Raw genomic sequence first — 25,878 nt, forward strand, 5'->3', positions numbered from 1 at the left:
TAATTCCTTATTTTTTAGAGTAATCACGCGCACCAAAGATGGCTGTGCCGATGCGAACCATTGTGCTACCTGCCGCAATGGCGGCTTCCATATCGTCCGACATCCCCAGAGAGAGCGTATCGACATGCGGGTAGCGCGTTTTCAGTCCGGCAAATGCTACAGCCATTTGGCGTGCAACTTCAAACTGCCTTACATATTCTGACTCAGGCGCCGGGATAGCCATCAGCCCGCGCAGGCGTAGACGCGGTAGTTCAGCGACCGCAGCCGCCAGTTCGTCCAGTTCTGCCAGTTGAATCCCGGACTTACTGTTTTCATCACTAATATTAATTTGAATCAGTACGTTAAGAGGTGGAAGTTCTGTCGGTCGCTGGTCGTTCAGGCGGGTAGCGATACGTAAACGGTCGATGGTATGACACCAGTCGAAATGCTCTGCCACCAGGCGACTTTTGTTGGACTGTAGCGGACCAATAAAATGCCATTCTAATCCTGTTACGCCCAGTTCCTGAAAGTGGCGAATTTTATCTACCCCTTCCTGAACGTAGTTTTCACCAAATTGACGCTGCCCGGCGTCGATGGCTTCTGCGATGGCGCTCGCAGGTTTTGTTTTACTGACTGCAAGCAGCGTAATTTCTTCTGGAGAACGGCCGCAACGCGTTGCAGCCGCTGAGATTTTGTCCCGGACCTGTGCCAGGTTATGCGCAATATCGTTCATTTTCCGAGGATCTTAGTATGAATATGGAAGAAATTGTGGCCCTTAGTGTAAAGCATAACGTCTCGGATCTACACCTGTGCAGCGCCTGGCCCGCACGATGGCGCATTCGCGGCAGAATGGAAGCTGCACCGTTTGACGCGCCGGACGTCGAAGGGCTACTGCGGGAGTGGCTGGATGACGAGCAGAGGGCGATATTGCTTGAAAATGGTCAGCTCGATTTTGCCGTATCGCTGGCAGAAAACCAGCGATTGCGCGGCAGTGCGTTCGCGCAACGGCAAGGTATTTCTCTGGCATTACGGTTGTTACCTTCGCACTGCCCGCAGCTCGAACAGCTTGGTGCGCCACCGGTATTGCCGGAATTACTCAAGAGCGAGAATGGCCTGATTCTGGTGACGGGGGCGACGGGGAGTGGCAAATCTACCACGCTGGCGGCGATGGTTGGCTATCTTAATCAACATGCCGATGCACATATTCTGACGCTGGAAGATCCTGTTGAATATCTCTATGCCAGCCAGCGATGTTTGATCCAGCAACGAGAAATCGGTTTGCACTGTATGACGTTCGCATCGGGATTGCGTGCCGCATTGCGGGAAGATCCCGATGTGATATTGCTCGGAGAGCTGCGTGACAGCGAGACAATACGTCTGGCGCTGACGGCGGCAGAAACCGGACATCTGGTGCTGGCGACCTTACATACGCGCGGTGCGGCGCAGGCCGTTGAGCGGCTGGTGGATTCATTTCCGGCGCAGGAAAAAGATCCCGTGCGTAATCAACTGGCGGGGAGTTTACGGGCGGTGTTGTCACAAAAGCTGGAAGTGGATAAGCAGGAAGGGCGCGTGGCGCTGTTTGAATTATTGATTAACACGCCAGCGGTGGGGAATTTGATTCGCGAAGGGAAAACCCACCAGTTGCCACATGTTATTCAAACCGGGCAGCAGGTGGGGATGTTAACTTTTCAGCAGAGTTATCAGCAGCGGGTGGGGGAAGGGCGCCTGTGACGTTGTAGTGTCTGATTCGCATCGTAAATATGCCTGATGCGCTACGCTTATCAGGCATACAGACGTTGCCACATGTAGGCTGGATAAGGCGTTTACGCCGCATCCGGCAAGATGACGGTAATGACAATTCGCCAGGCTTATAAATCGCCTTAATAACCCTGCTCGAAATAACTTTCGAGAATGATAACCGCAGAGGCAGAGTCGACTTTACCTTTGTTGAGCGCCCGGTAACCACCTTGTTCAAAAAGCCCGGAACGCGCTTCTACGGTGCTAAGACGCTCGTCATGTAGCTTTACTTCAACACCGAAACGACCATGAATACGGTTGGCGAATTTACGCGCCCTGGCGGTTAATGGCTGTTCGGTGCCGTCCATATTCAGCGGCAAACCGACGATGATTTCGTCCGGCTGCCACTCTTTCAGTAAACGTTCAATAAGGTTCCAGTCCGGCGTACCGTCCTGCGCTTTAATTGCAGGCAAAGGGCGAGCGGTGCCGGTAATACGTTGACCTACCGCCACGCCAATGCTTTTAGTGCCGAAATCGAAGGCGAGTAAGGTTCCGCTCATCAGGCGTGCCCCGCCACACCAGGCATAGTGAGAATATCAACACCAATCAGTCTTGCCGCATCGCGCCAGCGGTCGGCAATCGGCGTTTTGAACAGAATATTCAGATCTGCCGGGGCGGTTAGCCAGGCGTTGTCGAGAATCTCTTGTTCCAGCTGGCCTTTATCCCAGGAGGCGTAACCCAGCGCCACCAATACGTCAGACGGTTGTTTATCGGTGCCGAGCGTTTCAAGTACATCACGGGAGGTGGTCATCACCGTGTTGTCTGAAATGCGAATACTGGAAGCAAAATTTGATGGTGGAGTATGCAAAATAAACCCGCGATCTTCAGCCAGCGGGCCGCCAAGCATAACCGGTTTGTCCAGACGGATTGATTCATCACGCGGCTCCGGCGTGATCTTCAGCTTTTCCAGAATCCCTTCAATTTTGAGATTTTCCAGTGGCTTGTTGACGATGATCCCCATTGCGCCATTGGTATTATGTTCGCAAATGTAGACCACGGAACGACGAAAAATCGGATCCTGGAGAGCAGGCATGGCAATAAGAAAGTGATGCTGTAAATTCATTGTCAGAGGTTCTGTTTCCTGGTTCAAAAAAGCAACAGCGCCCAGTATGCGTGGAAAGAAGGGCGCTGTCACTCAGAGTCTCAACGAGTTCCCTCTCGTTAAGCGGGGTTATTGCTGCTGTAAACGTGCTTCGATGGCATCCATTAACATTCCGGTGATCGAGACCGGAAACTCTGCTTCAATCTCACGAATACAGGTTGGGCTGGTGACGTTAATTTCAGTCAGACGGTCGCCGATAATATCCAGGCCAACAAAGATAAGCCCTTTTTCTTTCAGCGTCGGCCCGACCTGGCGTGCGATTTTCCAGTCACTTTCAGTTAGCGGACGAGGTTCGCCACGACCACCGGCAGCCAGATTGCCACGGGTTTCGCCACCTTGTGGAATACGTGCCAGACAGTACGGCACTGGCTCGCCATCGACGACCAGCACGCGCTTGTCGCCATCTTTAATGGCAGGCAGATAATTCTGCGCCATGCAGTAGCGCGTGCCGTGTTCAGTCAGGGTTTCGGCTATTACGCCGAGGTTCGGATCGCCCTCTTTCACCCGGAAAATAGACGCACCGCCCATACCGTCCAGCGGCTTAAGGATGATGTCGGTATGTTTTTCCCAGAACGCTTTCAACTGTGCTTTATTGCGCGTGACCAGCGTTTCCGGTGTTAAGTCAGAGAACCAGGCGGTAAACAGTTTTTCGTTACAGTCGCGCAAGCTCTGCGGCTTGTTAACGATCAGCGTACCTTTCTCTTCGGCACGTTCCAGAATGTAAGTGGCGTAGATAAACTCGGTATCAAACGGCGGATCTTTACGCATCAGGATCACGTCGAGATCGGCCAGTGGCAGATCCTGCTCTCCCGTAAACTCGTACCATTTATCGTAGTTTTGTTCAACGCTCAGAGTACGCGTATGAGCACGGGCTTCACCGTTAATCAAATAGAGATCGGCCATCTCCATATAGTGAAGTTCGTAACCACGACGTTGTGCTTCCAGCAACATAGCGAAGCTGGAATCTTTCTTGATGTTGATGCTTGCGATGGGGTCCATCACGATGCCGAGCTTGATCATTATTCTTCTCCGTTAGCCCAGATCGCCAAAACGTACTTGTAGCGCAGTTATGGCGGTGAGCGCAGTTGTCTCTGTACGCAAAACGCGAGGTCCCAACAGGATATCAGTAAATTGATAGCGGGCAGTCATGGCAATTTCATCTGCCGACAAACCGCCTTCCGGGCCAATCAGCAGGCGGACGCGTTCGACCGGCAACGGCAACGTGTTGATACTGTTACTGGCGCGCGGGTGAAGATTCAGTTTCAGCCCTTCATCCTGCTCTGCACACCAGGCTTCCAGATCCATCGCCGGACGGATTTCCGGCACCCGATTACGACCACACTGCTCGCAGGCGGCAATTGCAATTTTCTGCCACTGCTGGAGCTTCTTGTTCAGACGTTCGCTATCCAGTTTAACGCCGCAGCGTTCAGAAAAAAGTGGCGTAATGAGGCTTACTCCAAGTTCGATCGATTTCTGGATAGTAAATTCCATTTTTTCACCGCGCGACATCACCTGACCGAGATGAATATGCAACGGGGATTCACGATCGTCGAGCTGACCTTCCAGCACTTTTACTTCGACACTTTTTTTGCTGGCGCTGGTAATTTCTGCGTCAAAGACTTGGTTGCTGCCGTCAAATAATTGCAACGCCTGTCCAGGTCCCATACGCAGCACACGTCCGATATGGTTGGCTGCATCTTCGCAAAGCGCAATGTGAGAGTTGCTGATAAGTGGTTCTGGATGATAAATGCGGGGGATACGCATGGTTAAAAATCCGCGTCGTCTCCCCACGCGGTTGTCCGCGTGGGGTAGGGGTTAACAAAAAGAATCCCGCTAGTGTAGGTTAGCTCTTTCGCGCCTGGCAAGCGCGTTGCACATACGGGTTATGATTGCCTTGCATCTTCGCAATACGTTCGTCACGCTCACACTCCCAGTCGGTGACCGGATACATTTTGTTCCAGGCGTTAAACAACTGCGTTTGTTGGCGTGAGAGTGTCAGGTTGTACTGGTCGCGCATGTAGAAGTAAATCCGCGCAATGGAACCACGGGCATGAGCTGGCGGTTCAGCCACTTTTTCTTTGAAATCCACCTTCATGGCGCACTGCCCGTACTGCCCTTCGCCGCCGTTCCACTGACTATACATAAAATTGCCGCGATCGCCGTTCACTTCGCCTATTGCGGGCTGAAGGTTATGCATATCGCTTTCCATTTTGCGATAAACCGGATCTTTGGCGCAGTTTTTACGTCCACCGTCTTGCCAGCATTGACGCTGGTGACCGAACTGCCAGGCAGGAACCACATGTTCCCACTCTACGCGGCTGGCGCGATTTTCATTTTTGCGCACCTGGTATCCGCACGACTCCAGATCCACGACGCCTTTTTTACCCTGCCAGTTGATTTTACATCCGCAGTAAAATGTTCCCGGCACATCAGCGTAGACTTTTACCGCTGCTGTTTTCGCCTGGGAAAAACTATTGATGCCTTCGGCTAACGCCGTGCCGGATAATGCTGCGCTCAGTACCACCGCAGCCACAGACAAATTACGGTACATCACTTACTCCGTGTTAAAACGAGCGAGCAACGTAGCGAAAGTTGTTTTGGTATGCAATCAGCCAGATCAGTAAAATTCCTGATAGTTCTACTGGTTATTGGGCAACCAGTTGTTCACCGCAGTGAACGCAGCGATAGACGGCCTCTCCACGCACCACGCGATTATGGCGGCGTACGGTAAGCTGATGCTCCTGGCATTTACAGCGGTAAGGGAAGGTGTTGCGGCGCACGGATTGTAGCTCAAACTGATGCGTGCGGCGGGCGGGAACGCCCAGCACGTTTTCCATCATCCACTTCCACTCTTTTCCATGCGGCGCCACGCGACCGAAGTGTTTCCAGACCAGTAAATGCGCCAGCTCGTGCGGTACGACTTCTTCTATAAAAGCCTCGCTGTTTTCCATCAGCAAAACCGGATTGAGGCGAATTTCATAGCTGTCCAGCCATGCCGTTCCGGCGGATGTACCACGCTGGGTGTACGAAATTTTTGGCTCCGGGTAATTACGCCCCAGCTTCAGGTTGGCCTGGGCGAGTTTTTCCCGCAGGCGACGCATAACGGCCTGTTGGATGGCGATAGGGAGACGGGAAGTTTTCATAGCGGCTGAGGATAAAGCGAAGAAAAGATGACTGCAAGAGGCGGCTTCCTCCGCGACGGGAGGAAGCCTGAGGAGATTAATCGTGAGCGCCGATTTCGCGCAGTTTACGACCTTTCATCAGATTACGTTCAATATGTTCCAGCGAAACGTGTTTGGTTTCCGGCACCAGCCACAGCGTCAGCAGGATAAACAGCACGTTCAGAGCCGCATACACCCAGAAGGTGTTGGCGTTGCCTAGCGTGTTGAGCATGGTCAGGAACGTTGCGCCGACGATCATGTTGGCAATCCAGTTGGTGGCGGTGGAGCAGGTGATGCCAAAATCGCGGCCTTTCAACGGCTGAATTTCGGAGCACAGTACCCAAATCAGCGGACCGGCGCTCATCGCAAAACCGACAATAAACATCAGCAACATGGCGATAGCGAAATACTGCGCCGACGGTGAGTGAATACCGATATGCATCATTGTGCCGAGTACGCCCATGCCCGCAGCCATGACGAGGAAACCCAGCGTCAGCGTTGGTTTACGTCCCCAGCGGTCAACAAGGCCGATAGCGATAAAGGTGGCGAGTACGTTGGTCAGGCCGACGATCACCGTCCCCCACATTTGCTCGGTGGTGTTGGTATAACCTGCCAGTTCGAATATTTTCGGCGCGTAATACATGATGACGTTCATCCCGGTGAATTGCTGCATCACCTGCAACAGTACGCCAAGGAACACCGCGCGACGGAAGTTGCTGTTCTCTTTAAACAGCGCCCAACCACTCTGTTTAACCTGCAAACTTTCACGGATTTCATCCAGTTCGCGTTTCGCTTCTGCGCTGGTGTCGCGCAGGCGCAGCAGCACGCGTTCGGCATCAACAAAGCGACGTTTGGCGGCAAACCAGCGTGGGCTGTCTGGCAGGAAGAAGACACCAATCAGCAGCAGAATTGCCGGGATGATAATCACACCCAGCATCCAGCGCCATGCGCCGGTGTAGCTGAAGGCGGTATCAGAAAGATAAGCACCGAGGATGCCGATGGTAATCATCAGCTGATACATCGAGATCATACTGCCGCGAATTTTTTCCGGTGCAATTTCAGAGAGGTAAAGCGGCGCGGTATAAGAGGCAACACCCACCGCCAGCCCCAGCAGAACGCGGGAAAGAATCAATACTTCAACGTTCGGCGCAGCCGCAGAAAACAGCGAACCGGCAACAAACAGGATTGCGCCGATCATCAGGCTCTTTTTGCGCCCGAGTTTAAAAGAGAGCCAGCCACTGCCTACCGCACCGACTGCCGCACCAAACATCATGGAGCTTACGACCCATTCTTGCGTGTGCGAGGTAATCTGGAATTCATCTGCAATAAACGGCAGTGCGCCAGCAATTACACCGATATCCAGGCCAAAGAGTAATCCTGCCAGAGCGGCAAGGAAGCAGACGAAAAACGTCATTGCCTTGTTTGACCGCCCCTGTTTTTTAGCGTCAGGCATGATGCCCTCCAATATGTTATTTTTTATTGTGAATTAAGATAGGTGAGTACGACGTAAAAAGATGTGAGGCAAATCACATCAGTGTAATCGCTTACACTGGCATTTATAGTGGTTATAATTTAAGTGCATGAAAACAATTGATTTATATCATCATAGATTAAACATAGTTATCTGCAATTAAGACTTTGCTGAAAAGAAATGTAACAGTTATGAAAAATGAACCACAGGATGAAAATACTGTGAATATTTGCTCTTCGTGGTTGGTGTAATCGGTTTCAGTAATGGTGATATTTGCGGGTAAATGTGTTCAGCAACGGAAAGTTGCTATCGTGTGGGCGGCTTTTTGCCGGATGCGGCGTGAATAACTACGTTTGGAGTTTGTAGGACTGATAAGCGTAGTGCATCGGGCATTTTTTTAGAAAAGAAAAAGGCCAGCACGAGGCTGGCCTTTGAAAGCAGGGATAAAAGATTATTTCAGACCGGCTGCATCGCGCAGCAGTTGCGCTTTGTCGGTTTTTTCCCATGGGAAATGTTCGCGACCAAAGTGACCGTATGCTGCGGTTTCTTTGTAGATTGGATGCAGCAGATCCAGCATCTGAATCAGACCGTATGGGCGCAGGTCGAAGAACTCACGTACCAGCAAGGTCAGCTGTTCAGAAGGTACTTTCTCAGTACCGAAAGTTTCGACCATGATGGAGGTCGGTTCTGCCACGCCGATCGCGTAGGAAACCTGAATTTCACAACGGTCGGCCAGACCTGCAGCAACGATGTTTTTCGCTACATAACGTGCTGCGTAGGCTGCGGAGCGGTCCACTTTTGATGGATCTTTACCAGAGAATGCGCCGCCACCGTGACGTGCCATGCCGCCGTAAGTATCGACGATGATTTTGCGACCAGTCAGACCGCAGTCACCCATCGGGCCGCCGATAACAAAACGTCCGGTCGGGTTGATGAAGAATTTGGTTGCGGAAGTCAGCCATTCAGCGGGCAGAATCGGCTTGATGATCTCTTCCATCACCGCTTCTTGCAGGGATTTCTGGTCGATCTCTTCAGAATGCTGGGTGGAAAGCACTACAGCATCGATGCCGACGATTTTGCCGTCGTCATACTGGAAAGTAACCTGGCTTTTCGCGTCCGGGCGCAGCCACGGCAGAGTGCCGTTTTTACGCACTTCAGCCTGACGCTGTACCAGACGGTGTGCATAGGTGATTGGTGCTGGCATCAGCACGTCGGTTTCATTGGTTGCGTAACCAAACATCAGACCCTGGTCACCCGCGCCCTGTTCCAGCGGATCGGCACGGTCAACGCCCTGGTTGATGTCAGGAGACTGTTTGCCGATGGCGCTCAGAACCGCACAGGAGTTAGCGTCAAAGCCCATGTCGGAATGCACATAGCCAATTTCGCGAACGGTGTTACGGGTGATCTCTTCGATGTCTACCCAGGCGCTGGTGGTGATTTCACCGCCAACTAAGACCATGCCGGTTTTTACGTAGGTTTCGCAAGCAACGCGTGCTTTCGGATCCTGTTCGAGGATCGCATCTAAAACAGCATCAGAGATTTGGTCAGCAATTTTGTCAGGATGCCCTTCAGAGACGGACTCGGACGTAAAAAGGTGTTTTGCCATATTTAATATCACCAAAAGAGAATTTAGTTAGCTCAAACTGTTGTGTGGATTTTCTGTGGTAGCGGATCCTACCACGACTCTGCAGATTAAAAACACTGGCAGTCTGAGTGTTAATCAGTATGGATGGATTAACATCTGGACGGCTATTTTAGGTCACTTCTTCACCCAATTTCCACTTTTTTTTGAATCGTGTCTCATTCTGCTAAAAACGTAGCTGGAAATTTTTCCTGACAATGCTGGCATTCTGCGCATTTATCTTTTGCAATTTTCTGCCATTGTGGGGTATAAAACGCGGCGCGCGGCTTAAATAAAAAGCACACGACGTTTCTTTCGTGTTGCCACTTCCAGCCGGGTTGAAATCAGTGTTTTAGCTTGTTGGTTCGTCTTCGCAGGCGGCCGTGGAGGTGATACGAAATAATGAATCGTTGTCTGCTGCTTAATCTGTCGCACCGTTCTGGTGTAGATTCGTTCCCCGCATTCTGCATCTCTGCATTGCATACCTGCCGATGTTATACCCATCTCGGCGCTTCTCAGGATTCAAGAGCTGGTAACAGTTACTGAAGACTGAACAAGGGCGCTCTTGTAAAAAACAAGAGTTTTCTCGTGGTTTCGCCGAACTGTCACACTTACGTTCGGTTATGTGTTTAATAATGTTATGAAAAAGAAACCGGTTGCGCAGTCGGAGCGTCAGCATACGCTGCTGGAAAATCCGTGTGCTTATGGGTTGTTATCGCAGTTTCAGGCTGCGATAGTGGTTAACTGTTTTACACTTAATAAAATAATTTGAGGTTCGCTATGTCTGACGACATTTCTATGAGTTTGCCTTCGTCAGCGGGCGAACACGGTGTACTACGCTCCATGCAGGAGGTTGCAATGAGCTCCCAGGAAGCCAGCAAGATGCTGCGTACTTACAATATTGCCTGGTGGGGCAATAACTACTATGACGTTAACGAGCTGGGTCACATCAGCGTGTGCCCGGATCCGGACGTCCCGGAAGCTCGCGTCGATCTCGCGCAGTTGGTGAAAACCCGCGAAGCGCAGGGGCAGCGCCTGCCAGCACTGTTCTGCTTCCCGCAGATCCTCCAGCACCGTTTGCGTTCCATTAATGCTGCGTTTAAACGTGCGCGGGAATCCTACGGTTATAACGGTGACTACTTCCTCGTTTATCCGATTAAAGTTAACCAGCATCGCCGCGTGATTGAGTCTCTGATTCATTCTGGTGAACCGCTGGGACTGGAAGCAGGTTCCAAAGCCGAGTTGATGGCGGTGCTGGCTCATGCGGGCATGACCCGTAGCGTCATCGTCTGTAACGGTTATAAAGACCGCGAATATATCCGCCTGGCGCTAATTGGCGAGAAGATGGGCCATAAGGTCTATCTGGTTATTGAGAAGATGTCGGAAATCGCCATTGTGCTGGATGAAGCTGAACGCCTGAACGTTGTTCCGCGTCTGGGTGTGCGTGCGCGTCTGGCCTCACAAGGTTCTGGCAAATGGCAGTCTTCTGGCGGGGAAAAATCGAAGTTCGGTCTGGCTGCAACCCAGGTACTGCAACTGGTTGAAACGCTGCGTGAAGCCGGACGTCTCGACAGCCTGCAACTGCTGCACTTCCACCTTGGTTCGCAGATGGCGAATATTCGCGATATCGCCACCGGCGTTCGGGAATCCGCGCGTTTCTACGTTGAGTTGCACAAGCTGGGCGTCAATATTCAGTGCTTTGACGTCGGCGGCGGCCTGGGCGTGGATTATGAAGGCACCCGTTCGCAGTCCGATTGTTCGGTGAACTATGGCCTCAATGAATACGCCAACAATATCATTTGGGCGATTGGCGATGCTTGTGAAGAAAACGGCCTGCCGCATCCGACGGTGATCACCGAATCGGGTCGTGCGGTGACTGCGCATCACACCGTGCTGGTGTCTAATATCATCGGCGTGGAACGTAATGAATACACGGTGCCGACCGCGCCCGCAGAAGATGCGCCGCGCGCACTGCAAAGCATGTGGGAAACCTGGCAGGAAATGCACGAACCGGGGACTCGCCGTTCTCTGCGTGAGTGGCTGCATGACAGCCAGATGGATCTGCACGATATTCATATCGGATACTCTTCGGGCACTTACAATCTGCAAGAACGTGCATGGGCTGAACAGCTCTATCTGAGCATGTGCCATGAAGTGCAGAAGCAGCTGGATCCGCAAAATCGCGCTCATCGTCCGATTATCGACGAGCTGCAGGAACGTATGGCGGACAAAATGTACGTCAACTTCTCGCTGTTCCAGTCAATGCCGGATGCCTGGGGGATCGACCAGTTGTTCCCGGTTCTGCCGCTGGAAGGGCTGGATCAAGTGCCGGAACGCCGCGCTGTGCTGCTGGATATTACCTGTGACTCTGACGGTGCTATCGACCACTATATCGATGGTGATGGTATTGCCACGACAATGCCCATGCCGGAGTACGATCCAGAGAATCCGCCGATGCTCGGTTTCTTTATGGTCGGTGCCTATCAGGAGATCCTCGGCAACATGCACAACCTGTTCGGTGATACCGAAGCGGTTGACGTGTTCGTCTTCCCTGACGGTAGTGTAGAAGTGGAACTGTCTGACGAAGGCGATACCGTGGCGGACATGCTGCAATATGTACAGCTCGATCCGAAAACGCTGTTAACTCAGTTCCGTGATCAAGTGAAGAAAACCGATCTTGATGCTGAACTGCAACAACAGTTCCTTGAAGAGTTCGAGGCAGGTTTGTACGGTTATACCTATCTTGAAGATGAATAATTAAGATTATTCTGCTGGCGGGTCGATTTATTTACGTAAATCGGTCCGCTTTCTTTTTATATATTCTTAAAAATAATTTAGCTGCTTTTCTTATTAAATAATCTCCCTACAATCGCTGCATTAATTAAATGCAGAGGGAACGGTTATGAAAAAATGGAAAGTACGTAGCGCGTTGGTGGCATTAATCGTGCTGCTGGCCGGTTGTTCCAGTAATGCGCAGTATAATAGCAGTGCATCGGGCAATGTCGGCACCGCCTGGGGTGGGGATGTGCACTCAACGGTTCAGGGCGTATCTGCTGAACGCGCCTGGCGCGATCCGGCAGAGATGATCGTTATTAATTATTCGACAAATATTCCTTCCGGCTACGACCGTGTTTATAGCATTCGTATTAACGAACTGGAATATGCTATTCGTGATGCGAATTTTAATTCTCTACCTATTACGCGAGTTTATGATTCATCAAATAATGAACCGCGATATATTGTTCATGCCAGAGTGGGGATGAATTATCAATTATATGTCCGTAACTACAGCCGGAACACTAACTACGAGATCGTTGCTACGGTTGATGGCCTGGATGTTCTGAATGGTAAACAAGGTTCGTTGAATAACAATGGCTATATTGTGAACGCTGGTGATTCGTTAGCGATTAAAGGATTCCGCAAAGATAAACATACCGAAGCGGCTTTTCAGTTCGCCAATGTTGCAGATTCCTACGCCGCCAATTCGGCGCAAGGCGATGTGCGTAATACCGGGGTGATCGGCTTTGCCGCCTTTGAATTGCAAGGCTCGGCGAAAAGCGCGCTGCCGCCGTGCTCTGGACAAGCCTTTCCGGCTGACAACAATGGCTATGCGCCGCCACCGTGTCGTAAATAGCAACCTCGCTTGATGCCTCGCCCATTTAAGGCGATAATTAGCGCAAACTTGTGTTTCGCAAATCCAACCCTTCCTCGTCGGGCCTAACGACGCGGAAGGGTTTTTTTATATCGACTTTGTAAGAGGAGTCCATCCATGAGCACCTTAGGGCATCAATACGATAACTCACTGGTTTCCAACGCCTTTGGTTTTTTACGCCTGCCGATGAACTTCCAGCCGTATGACAGCGATGCCGACTGGGTGATCACCGGCGTGCCGTTCGACATGGCCACCTCTGGCCGTGCCGGTGGTCGTCACGGCCCGGCGGCGATTCGCCAGGTTTCGACTAACCTGGCCTGGGAACACAACCGCTTCCCGTGGAATTTCGACATGCGCGAGCGTCTGAACGTGGTGGACTGCGGCGATCTGGTATATGCCTTCGGCGATGCCCGTGAGATGAGCGAAAAACTGCAGGCACACGCCGAGAAGCTGCTGGCTGCCGGTAAACGTATGCTCTCCTTCGGTGGTGACCACTTTGTCACGCTGCCGCTGCTGCGCGCTCATGCGAAACATTTCGGCAAAATGGCGCTGGTACACTTTGACGCCCACACCGATACCTACGCTAACGGTTGTGAATTTGACCACGGCACGATGTTCTATACCGCGCCGAAAGAAGGTCTGATTGACCCGAATCATTCCGTGCAAATTGGTATTCGTACCGAGTTTGATAAAGACAACGGCTTTACCGTGCTGGACGCCTGCCAGGTGAACGATCGCAGCGTGGATGATGTTATCGCCCAGGTGAAACAGATTGTGGGTGATATGCCGGTTTATCTGACTTTTGATATCGACTGCCTGGACCCTGCATTTGCGCCGGGAACCGGTACGCCAGTGATTGGCGGCTTGACCTCCGATCGCGCCATTAAACTGGTACGCGGCCTGAAAGATCTCAACATTGTTGGGATGGACGTTGTGGAAGTGGCTCCGGCATACGATCAGTCGGAAATCACCGCGCTGGCTGCGGCAACGCTGGCGCTGGAGATGCTCTATATTCAGGCGGCGAAAAAGGGCGAGTAAGCACCTTATCCTGCTTACGCTCATCACCCGTAGGCCGGATAAGATGCGTCAGCATCGCATCCGGCAATGCGCACGGTGTAACGCATGTGCCATTCATGTCGGATGCGGCGTGAACGCCTTATCTGACCTACGTTAGGCACCCCCGAACCTTACTTAACCCCATCCGCGCTCATACGATCGCGAATATGCTGGGCGCGTTCGGCGGATGCCGGATGGTCGTCAAACATTGAGCTTTGGCGGCCTTCTTCCAGTTTCGCCAGTTTTTCAAAGCTGGTGGCGAGACCTGCCGGGCTGATGCCGCGTTGGCGCAACAAATCGTAGGAATAATCATCCGCTTCTGCTTCCTGACGTTGGGAGAATTGCGAATTGACTAGCTTTTCGCCCAGATCGCCAAGTTGTGATTGCGATAAACTGCCGACAATCCCGCCCGCAGATGCTGCTGCGACACGCACCGCGTTAGTGCCCAGTGCCACCTGCATCCCTTTCTTCACATGGCCTAACGCCACGTGCCCCATTTCGTGACCGATCACCGCTTCGACTTCGTTATCCGTCATCATATCCATCAGCCCGCTATAGACGCGGATACAGCCGTTAGCCATTGCAAAGGCGTTCACATCCTTCGCCATATACACTTTGTAATTAACCGGCTGACCGTTGATATTGTTGCCTAACGCATTGGCAATAGTTGTCAGACGTTTAGCGTATTCGCTATTGGCTGGCGCAATCGTCGCCTTGCTGTCCATCTCCTGACATGCCTGATCGCTCAGGGTTTTCACCTGCGCATCACTCAAACTGTAAGCCTGAAAAGCTTCCGCTCCTGATGAGAGCAGTCCACTGGAGTCCATATTCTGGCAACCGGTCAGTACCGTTGCCACGCTCATTGCTACCAATAAGGCGCGAATTTTCATGTTTTCTCTTCCGCACAAGGTCAGGATTATTCTAAAAATGCGCCGTTTGCAGGTGAATCGACGCTCAGTCTCAGTATAAGGAAAAGCGCAGCGGACGGGCGAGCAGATTGCGCAACATGCGAGCATGATCCAGAGATTTCTGAAGCGGCAAAAGGATGTTCCATGTACATGACGCGCGGCTTGCGGTAAATTGTTGGCAAATTTTCCGGCGTAGCCCAAAACGCGCTGTCATCAAGTCGTTAAGGGCGTGCCCTTCATCATCCGATCTGGAGTCAAAATGTCCTCACGTAAAGAGCTTGCCAATGCTATTCGTGCGCTGAGCATGGACGCAGTACAGAAAGCCAAATCCGGTCACCCGGGTGCCCCTATGGGTATGGCTGACATTGCCGAAGTCCTGTGGCGTGATTTCCTGAAACACAACCCGCAGAATCCGTCCTGGGCTGACCGTGACCGCTTCGTGCTGTCCAACGGCCACGGCTCCATGCTGATCTACAGCCTGCTGCACCTCACCGGTTACGATCTGCCGATGGAAGAACTGAAAAACTTCCGTCAGCTGCACTCTAAAACTCCGGGCCACCCGGAAGTAGGTTATACCGCTGGTGTGGAAACCACCACCGGTCCGCTGGGTCAGGGTATTGCCAACGCAGTCGGTATGGCGATTGCAGAAAAAACGCTGGCGGCGCAGTTTAACCGTCCGGGCCACGACATTGTCGACCACTACACCTACGCCTTCATGGGCGACGGCTGCATGATGGAAGGCATCTCCCACGAAGTTTGCTCTCTGGCGGGTACGCTGAAGCTGGGTAAACTGATTGCATTCTACGATGACAACGGTATTTCTATTGATGGTCACGTTGAAGGCTGGTTCACCGACGACACCGCAATGCGTTTCGAAGCTTACGGCTGGCACGTTATTCGCGACATCGACGGTCATGACGCGGCATCCATCAAACGCGCAGTTGAAGAAGCGCGCGCAGTGACTGACAAACCGTCCCTGCTGATGTGCAAAACCATCATCGGTTTCGGTTCCCCGAACAAAGCCGGTACTCACGACTCCCACGGTGCGCCGCTGGGCGACGCTGAAATCGCGTTGACCCGCGAACAGCTGGGCTGGAAATACGCGCCGTTCGAAATCCCGTCTGAAATCTATGCTCAGTGGGATGCGAAAGAAGCAGGCCAGGCGAAAGAATCCGCATGGAACGAGAAATTCGCTGCTTACGCGAAAGCTTATCCGCAGGAAGCGGCTGAATTTACCCGCCGTATGAAAGGCGAAATGCCGTCTGACTTCGACGCCAAAGCGAAAGAGTTTATCGCTAAACTGCAGGCTAACCCGGCGAAAATCGCCAGCCGTAAAGCGTCTCAGAATGCCATCGAAGCGTTCGGTCCGCTGTTGCCGGAATTCCTCGGCGGCTCCGCTGACCTGGCTCCGTCTAACCTGACACTGTGGTCTGGTTCTAAAGCAATCAACGAAGATGCTGCCGGTAACTACATCCACTACGGTGTTCGCGAGTTCGGTATGACCGCGATTGCTAACGGTATCTCTCTGCATGGTGGCTTCCTGCCGTACACCTCCACCTTCCTGATGTTCGTAGAATACGCACGTAATGCGGTACGTATGGCTGCGCTGATGAAACAGCGTCAGGTGATGGTTTACACTCACGACTCCATCGGTCTGGGCGAAGATGGCCCGACTCACCAGCCGGTTGAGCAGGTGGCTTCTCTGCGCGTGACCCCGAACATGTCTACATGGCGTCCGTGTGACCAGGTTGAATCCGCTGTAGCGTGGAAATACGGCGTTGAGCGTCAGGACGGCCCGACCGCGCTGATCCTCTCCCGTCAGAACCTGGCGCAGCAGGAACGTACTGAAGAGCAGCTGGCAAACATCGCGCGCGGTGGTTATGTGCTGAAAGACTGTGCCGGTCAGCCGGAACTGATCTTCATCGCTACCGGTTCTGAAGTTGAGCTGGCTGTCGCTGCCTACGAAAAACTGACTGCTGAAGGCGTGAAAGCGCGCGTGGTTTCCATGCCGTCTACCGACGCATTCGACAAGCAGGATGCGGCTTACCGTGAATCCGTACTGCCGAAAGCGGTTACTGCACGCGTAGCTGTGGAAGCGGGCATTGCTGACTACTGGTACAAGTATGTTGGCCTGAACGGTGCTATCGTCGGCATGACCACCTTCGGTGAGTCTGCACCGGCAGAGCAACTGTTTGAAGAGTTCGGCTTCACCGTTGAAAACGTTGTTGCGAAAGCAAAAGCGTTGCTGTAATCGGTAAGATGCTTTGTGAGAAGGGCCGCGAAAGCGGCCCTTCATATTGTTGGCAAAGTGCGCGTTGTTCATGCCGGATGCGGCGTGAACGCCTTATCCGGCCTACGAAATCATGCAAATTCAATATATTGCACGGACTGTGTAGGCCTGATAAGCGTAGCGCATCAGGCAGTTTAGCCCTTGCCATCAGTTTCAAGAGCCGCAAACGCGGCTCTTTTTACTTGGTTGAGATAAACGGAACAGTACTGCCGGGGAGCATGGTATCGGGTAATTTGCCGTCCCAACGCTCAGCAGTGGTAAGGGCAACAAGACCCGGATTGTCCCGTAGAGCCTCACCGTGCAGGCGGATAGCTTCGGCTTTAGCCGCACCTCTTACGCAATAGTCTCCGCTTTAGCTGCTGTCTGCTTCTGCCTGAGCCTGAGCCTGAGCCTGAGCCTGAGCCTGAGTTACGGCAATTTGCGCCTGGATTTTCTCCGTTTCCAGATTTTGCTTACGTGTGGCAATGGCGACTTCCGCTTTCATTCGATCTTCAATCGACTTCTCATAAGCGTCAGAAATTGAGCAAAGCAAGGAATATGCCCCCTCTGATGTGAGGATAACATTCAACCCCGAATATTAAGAATCTATAAAGAAGGGGCTGTAAGATTTAATTTTATCTGTTTTCGTACTTTCAAGCTATAAATGGTGAGCATGATCACAAACACAATAATCATAAATTTGTCTTATTTGCAATTCAACTCACAAACAGAAAGTTGACTTTATAATTACTAATCGCAACCTGTTGTTATTTATGGCTTGTTTGTTTTCCCTCTTCTGGTGTTTCGCCTTTTTAGCCCAATTGCTTTCAATTTTTTGCGCGCGTATTTTATTTTCACCGACAGTCGGTACTCTAAAAATAGGGATAATTTATGCGGCTTATTGATTATTTTCCAGAATCATCAATCTCAGTGATACATGCAGCTAAAGACTGGCAGGAGGCTATTGATTTTTCGATGGCATCATTATTAACAAAAGACTATATCAGCGAGAATTACATTCAGGCTATTAAAGATTCCACCATTAGCAATGGCCCTTATTATATTCTCGCACCAGGCGTGGCAATGCCTCATGCGCGACCGGAATGTGGGGCGCTCAAAACCGGGATGTCTTTGACGTTACTTAAACAAGGTGTTTATTTTTCCGGGAATGACGAACCGATTAAATTACTCATCGGACTTTCTGCTGCCGATGCCGATTCGCACATTGGCGCTATTCAGGCGTTAAGTGAATTACTGTGCGAAGAAGAAATACTTGAACAACTCTTAACAGCATCATCAGAAAAACAATTAGCGGACATTATCAGCCGCGAATAATAACTTTCTCCTCTACAGGATAATATTATGGAAAACAAGTCTGCTCGTGCAAAGGTTCAGGCTTTTGGGGGCTTTTTGACCGCTATGGTCATTCCCAATATCGGAGCTTTTATTGCCTGGGGTTTTATTACTGCATTATTTATTCCTACCGGCTGGCTGCCGAATGAACATTTCGCCAAAATTGTCGGCCCAATGATTACCTATTTATTACCGGTGATGATTGGTTCTACCGGTGGTCACCTGGTCGGCGGTAAACGCGGTGCGGTGATGGGGGGCATAGGGACGATTGGCGTAATTGTTGGTGCTGAGATCCCCATGTTCCTGGGTTCGATGATTATGGGACCGCTTGGCGGCCTGATGATTAAATATGTCGATAAGGCACTGGAAAAACGCATCCCCGCTGGTTTTGAGATGGTTATCAATCACTTCTCATTAGGTATCGCCGGCATGGCTCTCTGCCTGTTAGGTTTTGAAGTTATCGGTCCAGCGGTGTTAATAGCCAATACTTTCGTCAAAGAGTGTATTGAGGCGCTGGTACATGCGGGCTATCTGCCTCTGCTGTCTGTTATCAATGAACCTGCGAAAGTGCTTTTCCTCAATAACGCGATCGATCAGGGTGTTTATTACCCGTTGGGTATGCAACAGGCTTCGGTTAACGGCAAATCCATCTTCTTTATGGTGGCGTCGAATCCGGGGCCTGGGTTGGGGTTGCTGCTGGCGTTTAGTCTGTTTGGTAAAGGAATGAGTAAACGTTCTGCGCCAGGTGCGATGATTATTCACTTTCTTGGCGGCATCCACGAACTGTATTTCCCGTATGTGCTGATGAAGCCACTGACCATTATCGCCATGATTGCGGGCGGCATGTCTGGCACCTGGATGTTTAACTTACTGGATGGCGGTTTGGTTGCAGGCCCAAGTCCGGGGTCTATCTTTGCGTACCTGGCACTGACGCCGAAAGGCTCGTTCCTTGCGACAATTGCCGGTGTTACGGTCGGCACCCTGGTCTCCTTTGTCATCACTTCTCTGATTCTGAAGATGGAAAAAACGGTGGAGACTGAGAGTGAAGATGAGTTCACCGAGTCAGCCAATGCGGTTAAAGCAATGAAGCAGGAAGGCGCATTTTCGTTAAGCCGTGTGAAACGCATTGCCTTTGTTTGCGATGCGGGGATGGGCTCCAGCGCGATGGGCGCAACCACCTTCCGTAAGCGCCTGGAAAAAGCGGGGCTGGCAATAGAAGTAAAACATTACGCGATAGAAAACGTGCCTGCGGATGCCGATATTGTGGTCACACACGCCAGTCTGGAAGGACGCGTGAAACGTGTGACGGATAAACCGCTGATATTGATTAATAACTATATTGGTGATCCAAAGCTCGACACTTTATTTAATCAATTAACCGCCGAACATAAACACTGATTACAGAGGTAAAAATGAAAACCAAAGTTGCTGCTATTTATGGCAAGCGGGATGTCCGTCTGCGCGAATTTGAACTGCCAGAAATTACCGATAATGAACTGTTGGTGAGTGTAATTTCTGACAGCGTTTGTTTATCGACCTGGAAAGCGGCGTTACTCGGTAGCGAACATAAACGGGTGCCTGACGATTTAGAAAATCATCCGGTAATTACCGGGCATGAATGTGCCGGGGTTATTGTCGAAGTGGGTAAAAATCTCACCGACAAATATAAAAAAGGCCAACGTTTTGTACTGCAACCGGCAATGGGATTACCCACTGGATATTCAGCCGGATACAGCTACGAATATTTCGGCGGTAATGCCACCTATATGATTATTCCCGAAATCGCCATTAACCTGGGCTGTGTATTACCGTATCACGGTTCTTATTTTGCAGCGGCGTCGCTGGCGGAGCCGATGTGCTGCATTATTGGCGCTTATCATGCCAATTATCACACCACGCAATATGTTTATGAGCATCGCATGGGCGTCAAACCTGGTGGCAATATTGCGCTGCTGGCGTGTGCTGGCCCGATGGGAATTGGCGCTATAGATTACGCCATTAACGGCGGCGTACAACCGTCGCGGGTAGTGGTGGTCGATATCGACGAAAAACGCCTGGCGCAGGTGCAGAAGTTGTTGCCGGTGGAACTGGCTGCAAGCAAGGGCATTGAACTGGTGTATGTGAATACCAAAGGGATGAGCGATCCAGTCCAGACGCTACGGACGCTGACAGGAGATGCCGGGTTCGATGACGTGTTTGTCTATGCAGCGGTGCCTTCAGTCGTCGAGATGGCTGATGAATTACTGGCGGAAGATGGCTGCCTGAACTTCTTTGCCGGCCCGACGGATAAAAACTTCAAAGTGCCATTTAATTTCTACAACGTCCATTACAACAGTACCCACGTCGTCGGTACATCCGGCGGTTCAACGGACGATATGAAAGAGGCGATAGCCCTTAGCGCCACGGGGCAGTTGCAGCCGTCGTTTATGGTTACCCATATCGGTGGGCTGGATGCGGTGCCAGAAACCGTGCTCAATTTGCCGGATATCCCCGGCGGTAAAAAACTCATCTACAACGGCGTCACCATGCCGCTCACCGCCATTAGCGATTTTGCCGAAAAAGGCAAAACAGATCCGCTGTTTAAAGAGCTGGCGCGGCTGGTTGAGGAAACGCACGGTATCTGGAATGAGCAGGCCGAGAAATATCTGCTGGCGCAATTTGGCGTTGATATCGGGGAGGCCGCGCAATGATGTCCCTGGCGTGGCCATTATTTCGCGTTACGGAGCAGGCAGCGTTGGCTGCCTGGCCGCAAACCGGATGTGGCGACAAAAATAAAATTGATGGCCTGGCGGTCACCGCGATGCGCCAGGCATTAAACGACGTCGCTTTTCGTGGGCGAGTGGTTATCGGCGAGGGAGAAATTGACCACGCGCCGATGCTGTGGATTGGCGAAGATGTGGGCAAAGGCGATGGGCCAGAAGTCGATATCGCGGTTGACCCGATTGAAGGCACCCGGATGGTAGCGATGGGGCAGAGCAATGCGCTGGCGGTCATGGCCTTCGCCCCACGAAACAGCTTGCTACACGCGCCCGATATGTATATGAAAAAACTGGTCGTTAATCGACTGGCTGCCGGGGCAATCGATCTGTCTTTACCCCTTACAGAAAACTTGCGCAACGTGGCGAAAGCGTTAGGTAAACCACTGGATAGGTTACGTATGGTTACGCTTGATAAACCGCGCCTGAGTGCCGCGATTGAGGAAGCGACGCAGCTTGGCGTGAAGGTTTTTGCTCTGCCGGATGGCGATGTCGCCGCCAGCGTGCTGACCTGCTGGCAGGATAATCCTTACGACGTGATGTACACCATCGGCGGTGCGCCAGAGGGCGTTATTTCTGCCTGCGCTGTTAAAGCATTGGGCGGGGATATGCAGGCCGAGCTGATTGATTTTTGTCAGGCCAAAGGTGACTACACCGAAAATCGGCAAATTGCAGAGCAGGAGCGCAAGCGGTGTAAGGAAATGGGGGTTGACGTTAACCGAGTGTACTCACTCGACGAACTGGTGAGGGGAAAAGATATCCTCTTTAGTGCCACGGGCGTCACGGGCGGAGAGCTGGTGAACGGTATACAACAGACGGCGAATGGGGTGCGGACGCAGACATTACTGATCGGCGGCGCGGACCAAACGTGTAATATAATAGATTCCCTGCATTGATGGTGATCTATCGGAAGACGAATGGCGACGCTGACAGAAGATGATGTGCTTGAGCAACTGGACGCACAGGACAATTTATTTTCATTTATGAAAACTGCGCATACCATTTTGCTCAAGGGAATACGCCAGTTTCTGCCGTCGCTGTTTATCGATAACGATGAAGAGATCGTGGAATATGCAGTGAAGCCGTTACTCGCCCAAAGCGGCCCGCTTGACGATATTGATGTTGCGCTGCGTTTAATTTATGCGCTGGGGAAAATGGATAAATGGTTGTACGCCGATATCACGCATTTTTCTCAGTTCTGGCATTACCTGAACGAACAGGATGCCCCCCCAGGATTTGCCGATGACATAACCTGGGATTTTATCAGCAACGTCAATAGTATAACCCGCAATGCGACTCTCTATGATGCGTTAAAGGCGATGAAGTTCGCCGATTTCGCCGTCTGGTCAGAGGGGCGTTTTACCGGGATGGTCAAAACGGCGCTGACGCTGGCAGTAACGACAACCTTAAAGGAATTAACGCCGTGAAAATTGAATTAACGGTGAATGGGCTGAACGTGCAAGCGCAGTACCATGATGAAGAGATAAAACACGTGCATAAACCATTGCTGCGCATGTTGGCCGCCTTGCAGGCGGTAAATCCGCAGCGGCGCACGGTGGTATTTCTTTGCGCTCCACCGGGGACGGGCAAATCTACGCTAACGACCTTCTGGGAATATCTTGCACAACAAGATCCCGAATTACCCGCTATTCAGACGCTCCCGATGGATGGTTTTCACCATTACAATGGCTGGCTGGATGAGCATCAGCTTCGCCCTTATAAAGGCGCACCGCAGACGTTTGACGTGGCGAAACTGGCGGAAAATCTGCGCCGGGCAGTGGAAGGGGATTGTACGTGGCCGCAGTACGATCGACAAAAGCATGATCCCGTAGAAGATGCGTTACACGTTACTGCACCGATCATTATCGTAGAAGGAAACTGGCTGTTGTTGGATGACGAGAAGTGGCGCACGCTTGCGCAATTTTGTGATTTCTCGATCTTTATCAACGCGCCCGCAGCTGCGTTACGGGAACGGCTGGTGGGGCGCAAGCTGGCGGGAGGGTTATCGCTGGCAGACGCTGAAGCCTTTTATGAACGTACCGACGGCCCAAATGTTCGCCGGGTGCTGGAACAGAGTCTGCCGGCAAATTTGACCTTAATGATGACGGCTAGCGGTGAATATCGTCTGGCGGATTGACGTCTCTCACTACACCGCCTTCCAGTCTCACAACGCGAGAAAAATGACGCCGGGTAAACGCGGCGTCATGGCTGATTGCCACCACGCTTGCACCACGCTGGCGGCACTTTTCCAGCCAGCTTTCAAATACCGCCAGCCATTGGGCATCAAAATCCCGGCTCGGTTCGTCAAGTAATAACAGCGGCGGGGCGAGAGCTTCCAGACTGGCGACGGCGACCATCCTTCGCTGTGCGCTATGCAGATCCAATGGATGCGCGCTGGCAACGTCTGCTAACTGACAACATTGCAGGGCGTATTCGGTGCGTTTCGCGATGTCTGCGGGTGAGTATTTTTGTAATTTCAGGCCAAACGCGACCTCTTCAGCGACGGTGCTATGAAACAGCTGGTTTTCCACTTCCTGAAACAGCACGCCAATCTTTGCCGCGCGTTGGCGGTTCTTAAGCGTATGTAATGCCTGTTGTTGCAATATTACTGTACCGGAAGATGGGGGAAGAAGACCCGCCATGATGCGTAATAGTGTCGATTTTCCCGCGCCGTTGTCGCCGGTCAGCGCCAGCCATTCACCTTGTTTGAGTTGCAGAGAAATGTCGCAAAGACAATCCGTTGCCGCACCTGGCCAGCGATAAGTTACCTGATTTAACGTTAACATAATGACCGGAGCACTCCGTTTTGCAGTTGCCACGCTTGCTGGCAATAGTTCAGGAAAGGTGTGCGATGACGTTCAAAAAGAATAATCAGCGAATCACATTCCAGCGCCCAGTGTTGTAAACGCTGCAACAGCATTTCGCTGGCTTGCGACGTCAGTCGGCTAAAGGCTTCATCAAGAATTAATAGTTTTGGTTGCATGGCGATAGCGCAGGCGATGACCACGCGTTGGGCCTCTCCGCCGGAGAGCGTTGCTGGATGACGATGGCGCAACGGCTGGCACTCGGTCAGGGTCAGGGCGGCGTCAATGCGCGCCATAACCTCGGCTTCTTCCAGACACAGATTTTCTGGTCCAAACGCAATTTCCTCTTCCACGCTGAAGGTACAGCCGGAGAGCTGCAAATAGGGTGATTGTTGGACGAGCTGGATAGTGGCGGCTTGTTCGTTTAATGGGAGTTGCCCAATAGGCGTATCGAGGAGCATTCCCGTGCCAGCGATCTCACCCGGCAGGAAGTCCGGATACCAACCCGCCATCAGCTGCGCCAGCGTGCTTTTGCCGCTGCCGTTGTCCCCAAAGATGGCGACCATCCCCGGTTTGTCATAGTGAAAGTCATAACAGAACGGAGAGTGCGTTGAGTGCGTCGGACAATAGCGAAACTGTTCTAACGTAACCATAGCCACACTCCGGGTTCTGCCAGTATCAGCAATATCATGGTGTAACGAGACACTTTTTGTAATTTACTGTCAGGTGGTGCCCATAGCGTAGTGCGCCGGTTATGTAAGCGAAATGCCCGCATATCCAGCGCCGCACCACGGATCGCCAGATCGTTAAGCGCATTGTGTGTTAGCGGAATAATTAACGCCGGCATCGCACGTAAACGCTGATACCAGCCTTCATCCAGCGGCACGCCACGCGCACGCTGTGCTTCATGAATAATCGCTAATTGCCGTTTTAACTGCTCAACGACCAGCAGCGGTCCGGCAAACAGATAAGCGACGCCCGGCGGCAGGCGAGAAGCAAACAAAGCGCGGATAAAACATTGCACGGGTACGTACTGCATCCACAACTGCGAAGTGGAAACAATAGCCAGAATGCGCAGCCAGAGCGTAATAGCAAATGCCCAACGTTCTGGATTGCGCGGCGTTCCGCTTATCCATTCTGTCAGCCAGCCACCGTGCACTAGCCACAGCCCGACCCCCAGCGAAAACATCAGCCAGGCGACATATTTTGCCCGTCGCCGCGTGGCTTTTAACGCAATGAGGCAGAGAAAGGTCGCCGCGCTATAGACCGGCAAAATGGTCTGCGCGGGCAGGACTAGCGTGGTGCAGGCCGCCAGCGCCCACAGCGTTAATGAGGTAAACGGATGCATTTAGCGCACGGCTGCCATCGTTGGAAAATGGCGCGTAGTGCGAATCGGCAGTCGTCGCAGTAAAAGCCAGACAATCACCGCCGTGAGAATTTTATCGACCAGGTTCGCGCCTATCACCGTAATCGCCACCGATTCCACCAGGTTTTGCCCCATAGAGTGCATCCAGGCAACGAACAAATCGGCTCCACTACCGGTTACGCCGCCGAACAGCGCAGTACGTAACGGTACAGCAACGACTGTGACCGCCAGGGTAATAATCACGCCGCTGACAACGACTTTCGGTAGGGTGCGAAACCAACCCACCCGCGCCAGCCAGCCCGCGACCAGACCAATGATCATCGCTACGGGAGCAAAAGCGGCGGCGATCGGGTCGGTCAATAATCCCCAAAGTAAATTGGTCAGCAAGCCGGTCAGCATACCGACCACCGGCCCAAGCAGTACCGCGCTAATAAGCGTGCCGATGGAGTCGAGAAAAATAGGTAGTTTGACCATGCTGGCCAGTTGCCCGCCGATCATATTGATGGCGATAGAGATAACGATCAGCACCAGAGCCTGACTGGAAAAGTGGCGACGCGCCATAAGAAAACCTCTCTGAAAATAG

At 52.0% G+C, this 25,878-nt stretch carries 27 protein-coding genes and 2 pseudogenes; 14 read left to right on the forward strand and 15 right to left on the reverse strand.

Annotation, left to right across the window (positions count from 1 at the left end; all coding sequences use genetic code 11):
- Positions 1-7: 7 nt before the first annotated feature.
- Positions 8-712, reverse strand: coding sequence for a pyridoxal phosphate homeostasis protein (yggS, locus tag BEG40_RS12160; protein ID WP_105285475.1), 705 nt, complete (start codon positions 710-712; stop codon positions 8-10).
- A 17-nt stretch (positions 713-729) separates the two neighbouring features.
- Here yggS and BEG40_RS12165 point away from each other — a divergent pair, with 17 nt between their 5' ends.
- Positions 730-1,710, forward strand: a complete 981-nt coding sequence (locus BEG40_RS12165) for a PilT/PilU family type 4a pilus ATPase (protein ID WP_105285476.1) — start codon at positions 730-732, stop codon at positions 1,708-1,710.
- Between the two features lie 149 nt (positions 1,711-1,859).
- Here the strand turns inward: BEG40_RS12165 and ruvX are convergent, their stop codons facing one another.
- The 8 genes from ruvX to metK form a co-directional block, all read right to left on the reverse strand.
- Positions 1,860-2,276, reverse strand: a complete 417-nt coding sequence (gene ruvX, locus BEG40_RS12170) for a Holliday junction resolvase RuvX (RefSeq protein ID WP_000017111.1) — start codon at positions 2,274-2,276, stop codon at positions 1,860-1,862.
- Entirely contained in the window at positions 2,276-2,839 is a 564-nt protein-coding gene (locus BEG40_RS12175) for a YqgE/AlgH family protein (protein WP_010354528.1), read from the reverse strand. The genes ruvX and BEG40_RS12175 overlap by 1 nt, the downstream gene beginning before the upstream one ends.
- 108 nt (positions 2,840-2,947) lie before the next feature.
- Positions 2,948-3,898 carry a glutathione synthase gene (gene gshB / locus BEG40_RS12180; protein ID WP_000593295.1) on the reverse strand — a complete coding sequence of 317 codons (951 nt, stop codon included), beginning with the start codon at positions 3,896-3,898 and terminating at the stop codon, positions 2,948-2,950.
- Between the two features lie 12 nt (positions 3,899-3,910).
- On the reverse strand, positions 3,911-4,642 hold the full coding sequence (gene rsmE / locus BEG40_RS12185) for a 16S rRNA (uracil(1498)-N(3))-methyltransferase (RefSeq protein WP_010350368.1): 732 nt from the start codon (positions 4,640-4,642) through the stop codon (positions 3,911-3,913).
- A 79-nt stretch (positions 4,643-4,721) separates the two neighbouring features.
- The gene (endA, locus tag BEG40_RS12190) at positions 4,722-5,429 is read right to left on the reverse strand and encodes a deoxyribonuclease I (RefSeq protein WP_105285477.1); all 708 of its coding nucleotides are present in this window, start codon (positions 5,427-5,429) and stop codon (positions 4,722-4,724) included.
- 94 nt (positions 5,430-5,523) lie between these two features.
- The gene (locus BEG40_RS12195) at positions 5,524-6,021 is read right to left on the reverse strand and encodes a SprT family zinc-dependent metalloprotease (RefSeq protein ID WP_000858392.1); all 498 of its coding nucleotides are present in this window, start codon (positions 6,019-6,021) and stop codon (positions 5,524-5,526) included.
- Between the two features lie 76 nt (positions 6,022-6,097).
- Complete coding sequence (gene galP, locus BEG40_RS12200) at positions 6,098-7,492, reverse strand: galactose/proton symporter (RefSeq protein WP_001112301.1); 1,395 nt, start codon at positions 7,490-7,492, stop codon at positions 6,098-6,100.
- A 469-nt stretch (positions 7,493-7,961) separates the two neighbouring features.
- The gene (gene metK, locus BEG40_RS12205; RefSeq protein ID WP_001062128.1) at positions 7,962-9,116 is read right to left on the reverse strand and encodes a methionine adenosyltransferase; all 1,155 of its coding nucleotides are present in this window, start codon (positions 9,114-9,116) and stop codon (positions 7,962-7,964) included.
- Between the two features lie 55 nt (positions 9,117-9,171).
- Here metK and BEG40_RS22105 point away from each other — a divergent pair.
- From BEG40_RS22105 to speB, 6 genes and pseudogenes are all read left to right on the forward strand, one after another.
- Positions 9,172-9,423 (forward strand): annotated as a pseudogene (locus tag BEG40_RS22105) (hypothetical protein).
- A 110-nt stretch (positions 9,424-9,533) separates the two neighbouring features.
- A complete protein-coding gene (gene yqgG, locus BEG40_RS22110; protein ID WP_272941840.1) occupies positions 9,534-9,677 on the forward strand; it encodes a small protein YqgG in 144 nt (47 codons plus the stop codon).
- 94 nt (positions 9,678-9,771) lie between these two features.
- Positions 9,772-9,903, forward strand: a complete 132-nt coding sequence (yqgB, locus tag BEG40_RS12220; protein ID WP_001338822.1) for an acid stress response protein YqgB — start codon at positions 9,772-9,774, stop codon at positions 9,901-9,903.
- Positions 9,904-9,911: 8 nt separating this feature from the next.
- The gene (speA, locus tag BEG40_RS12225) at positions 9,912-11,888 is read left to right on the forward strand and encodes a biosynthetic arginine decarboxylase (protein WP_105285478.1); all 1,977 of its coding nucleotides are present in this window, start codon (positions 9,912-9,914) and stop codon (positions 11,886-11,888) included.
- Positions 11,889-12,033: 145 nt separating this feature from the next.
- Complete coding sequence (locus tag BEG40_RS12230) at positions 12,034-12,765, forward strand: hypothetical protein (protein ID WP_000758908.1); 732 nt, start codon at positions 12,034-12,036, stop codon at positions 12,763-12,765.
- 135 nt (positions 12,766-12,900) lie between these two features.
- Positions 12,901-13,821: an agmatinase gene (gene speB, locus BEG40_RS12235; protein ID WP_000105566.1), complete on the forward strand. Its 921-nt coding sequence runs from the start codon at positions 12,901-12,903 to the stop codon at positions 13,819-13,821.
- Between the two features lie 149 nt (positions 13,822-13,970).
- Here speB and loiP read toward each other — a convergent pair whose 3' ends face one another.
- Positions 13,971-14,729 (reverse strand): metalloprotease LoiP, encoded by a 759-nt coding sequence (gene loiP / locus BEG40_RS12240; protein ID WP_016159701.1) that lies wholly within the window; start codon positions 14,727-14,729, stop codon positions 13,971-13,973.
- 277 nt (positions 14,730-15,006) lie between these two features.
- Here loiP and tkt point away from each other — a divergent pair, with 277 nt between their 5' ends.
- On the forward strand, positions 15,007-16,998 hold the full coding sequence (gene tkt / locus BEG40_RS12245) for a transketolase (RefSeq protein WP_000098617.1): 1,992 nt from the start codon (positions 15,007-15,009) through the stop codon (positions 16,996-16,998).
- A gap of 217 nt (positions 16,999-17,215) precedes the next feature.
- Here tkt and BEG40_RS12250 read toward each other — a convergent pair.
- Positions 17,216-17,554: pseudogene (locus BEG40_RS12250) on the reverse strand (prohibitin family protein); the annotation flags it as partial.
- A gap of 353 nt (positions 17,555-17,907) precedes the next feature.
- Here BEG40_RS12250 and cmtB point away from each other — a divergent pair.
- The 6 genes from cmtB to BEG40_RS12280 are packed head-to-tail and all read left to right on the forward strand — an operon-like array spanning position 17,908 to position 23,262.
- Positions 17,908-18,351 (forward strand): PTS mannitol transporter subunit IIA, encoded by a 444-nt coding sequence (gene cmtB, locus BEG40_RS12255; RefSeq protein WP_001236692.1) that lies wholly within the window; start codon positions 17,908-17,910, stop codon positions 18,349-18,351.
- A 27-nt stretch (positions 18,352-18,378) separates the two neighbouring features.
- Positions 18,379-19,767, forward strand: a complete 1,389-nt coding sequence (cmtA, locus tag BEG40_RS12260) for a PTS mannitol transporter subunit IICB (protein WP_105285479.1) — start codon at positions 18,379-18,381, stop codon at positions 19,765-19,767.
- 14 nt (positions 19,768-19,781) lie between these two features.
- A complete protein-coding gene (locus BEG40_RS12265; RefSeq protein ID WP_000853208.1) occupies positions 19,782-21,059 on the forward strand; it encodes a zinc-binding dehydrogenase in 1,278 nt (425 codons plus the stop codon).
- A complete protein-coding gene (gene glpX / locus BEG40_RS12270) occupies positions 21,056-22,021 on the forward strand; it encodes a class II fructose-bisphosphatase (protein ID WP_000987270.1) in 966 nt (321 codons plus the stop codon). The genes BEG40_RS12265 and glpX overlap by 4 nt, the downstream gene beginning before the upstream one ends.
- A gap of 21 nt (positions 22,022-22,042) precedes the next feature.
- A complete protein-coding gene (gene fumE / locus BEG40_RS12275; RefSeq protein WP_105285480.1) occupies positions 22,043-22,552 on the forward strand; it encodes a fumarase E in 510 nt (169 codons plus the stop codon).
- On the forward strand, positions 22,549-23,262 hold the full coding sequence (locus tag BEG40_RS12280; protein ID WP_105282864.1) for a nucleoside/nucleotide kinase family protein: 714 nt from the start codon (positions 22,549-22,551) through the stop codon (positions 23,260-23,262). Before fumE ends, BEG40_RS12280 begins: the two co-directional genes overlap by 4 nt.
- Here the strand turns inward: BEG40_RS12280 and BEG40_RS12285 are convergent.
- The 4 genes from BEG40_RS12285 to BEG40_RS12300 are packed head-to-tail and all read right to left on the reverse strand — an operon-like array spanning position 23,234 to position 25,856.
- Positions 23,234-23,911, reverse strand: coding sequence for an ABC transporter ATP-binding protein (locus BEG40_RS12285; RefSeq protein ID WP_105285481.1), 678 nt, complete (start codon positions 23,909-23,911; stop codon positions 23,234-23,236). The two genes, BEG40_RS12280 and BEG40_RS12285, sit on opposite strands and share 29 nt — an antisense overlap.
- Complete coding sequence (locus tag BEG40_RS12290) at positions 23,905-24,582, reverse strand: ABC transporter ATP-binding protein (RefSeq protein WP_105285482.1); 678 nt, start codon at positions 24,580-24,582, stop codon at positions 23,905-23,907. The genes BEG40_RS12285 and BEG40_RS12290 overlap by 7 nt, the downstream gene beginning before the upstream one ends.
- The gene (locus BEG40_RS12295; protein WP_105285483.1) at positions 24,570-25,277 is read right to left on the reverse strand and encodes an energy-coupling factor transporter transmembrane component T; all 708 of its coding nucleotides are present in this window, start codon (positions 25,275-25,277) and stop codon (positions 24,570-24,572) included. Before BEG40_RS12295 ends, BEG40_RS12290 begins: the two co-directional genes overlap by 13 nt.
- Positions 25,278-25,856 (reverse strand): ECF transporter S component, encoded by a 579-nt coding sequence (locus BEG40_RS12300; RefSeq protein ID WP_016231422.1) that lies wholly within the window; start codon positions 25,854-25,856, stop codon positions 25,278-25,280.
- Positions 25,857-25,878 lie beyond the last annotated feature (22 nt).

Source organism: Escherichia sp. MOD1-EC5495, from assembly GCF_002965965.1.
Lineage (GTDB): Bacteria > Pseudomonadota > Gammaproteobacteria > Enterobacterales > Enterobacteriaceae > Escherichia > Escherichia ruysiae.

Coding starts and splice junctions, on each gene's coding strand:
- yggS (WP_105285475.1), bottom strand. CDS start 712: ATGAACGATATTGCGCATAACCTGGCACAGGTCCGGGACAAAATCTCA.
- BEG40_RS12165 (WP_105285476.1), top strand. CDS start 730: ATGAATATGGAAGAAATTGTGGCCCTTAGTGTAAAGCATAACGTCTCG.
- ruvX (WP_000017111.1), bottom strand. CDS start 2,276: ATGAGCGGAACCTTACTCGCCTTCGATTTCGGCACTAAAAGCATTGGC.
- BEG40_RS12175 (WP_010354528.1), bottom strand. CDS start 2,839: ATGAATTTACAGCATCACTTTCTTATTGCCATGCCTGCTCTCCAGGAT.
- gshB (WP_000593295.1), bottom strand. CDS start 3,898: ATGATCAAGCTCGGCATCGTGATGGACCCCATCGCAAGCATCAACATC.
- rsmE (WP_010350368.1), bottom strand. CDS start 4,642: ATGCGTATCCCCCGCATTTATCATCCAGAACCACTTATCAGCAACTCT.
- endA (WP_105285477.1), bottom strand. CDS start 5,429: ATGTACCGTAATTTGTCTGTGGCTGCGGTGGTACTGAGCGCAGCATTA.
- BEG40_RS12195 (WP_000858392.1), bottom strand. CDS start 6,021: ATGAAAACTTCCCGTCTCCCTATCGCCATCCAACAGGCCGTTATGCGT.
- galP (WP_001112301.1), bottom strand. CDS start 7,492: ATGCCTGACGCTAAAAAACAGGGGCGGTCAAACAAGGCAATGACGTTT.
- metK (WP_001062128.1), bottom strand. CDS start 9,116: ATGGCAAAACACCTTTTTACGTCCGAGTCCGTCTCTGAAGGGCATCCT.
- yqgG (WP_272941840.1), top strand. CDS start 9,534: ATGAATCGTTGTCTGCTGCTTAATCTGTCGCACCGTTCTGGTGTAGAT.
- yqgB (WP_001338822.1), top strand. CDS start 9,772: ATGAAAAAGAAACCGGTTGCGCAGTCGGAGCGTCAGCATACGCTGCTG.
- speA (WP_105285478.1), top strand. CDS start 9,912: ATGTCTGACGACATTTCTATGAGTTTGCCTTCGTCAGCGGGCGAACAC.
- BEG40_RS12230 (WP_000758908.1), top strand. CDS start 12,034: ATGAAAAAATGGAAAGTACGTAGCGCGTTGGTGGCATTAATCGTGCTG.
- speB (WP_000105566.1), top strand. CDS start 12,901: ATGAGCACCTTAGGGCATCAATACGATAACTCACTGGTTTCCAACGCC.
- loiP (WP_016159701.1), bottom strand. CDS start 14,729: ATGAAAATTCGCGCCTTATTGGTAGCAATGAGCGTGGCAACGGTACTG.
- tkt (WP_000098617.1), top strand. CDS start 15,007: ATGTCCTCACGTAAAGAGCTTGCCAATGCTATTCGTGCGCTGAGCATG.
- cmtB (WP_001236692.1), top strand. CDS start 17,908: ATGCGGCTTATTGATTATTTTCCAGAATCATCAATCTCAGTGATACAT.
- cmtA (WP_105285479.1), top strand. CDS start 18,379: ATGGAAAACAAGTCTGCTCGTGCAAAGGTTCAGGCTTTTGGGGGCTTT.
- BEG40_RS12265 (WP_000853208.1), top strand. CDS start 19,782: ATGAAAACCAAAGTTGCTGCTATTTATGGCAAGCGGGATGTCCGTCTG.
- glpX (WP_000987270.1), top strand. CDS start 21,056: ATGATGTCCCTGGCGTGGCCATTATTTCGCGTTACGGAGCAGGCAGCG.
- fumE (WP_105285480.1), top strand. CDS start 22,043: ATGGCGACGCTGACAGAAGATGATGTGCTTGAGCAACTGGACGCACAG.
- BEG40_RS12285 (WP_105285481.1), bottom strand. CDS start 23,911: ATGTTAACGTTAAATCAGGTAACTTATCGCTGGCCAGGTGCGGCAACG.
- BEG40_RS12290 (WP_105285482.1), bottom strand. CDS start 24,582: ATGGTTACGTTAGAACAGTTTCGCTATTGTCCGACGCACTCAACGCAC.
- BEG40_RS12295 (WP_105285483.1), bottom strand. CDS start 25,277: ATGCATCCGTTTACCTCATTAACGCTGTGGGCGCTGGCGGCCTGCACC.
- BEG40_RS12300 (WP_016231422.1), bottom strand. CDS start 25,856: ATGGCGCGTCGCCACTTTTCCAGTCAGGCTCTGGTGCTGATCGTTATC.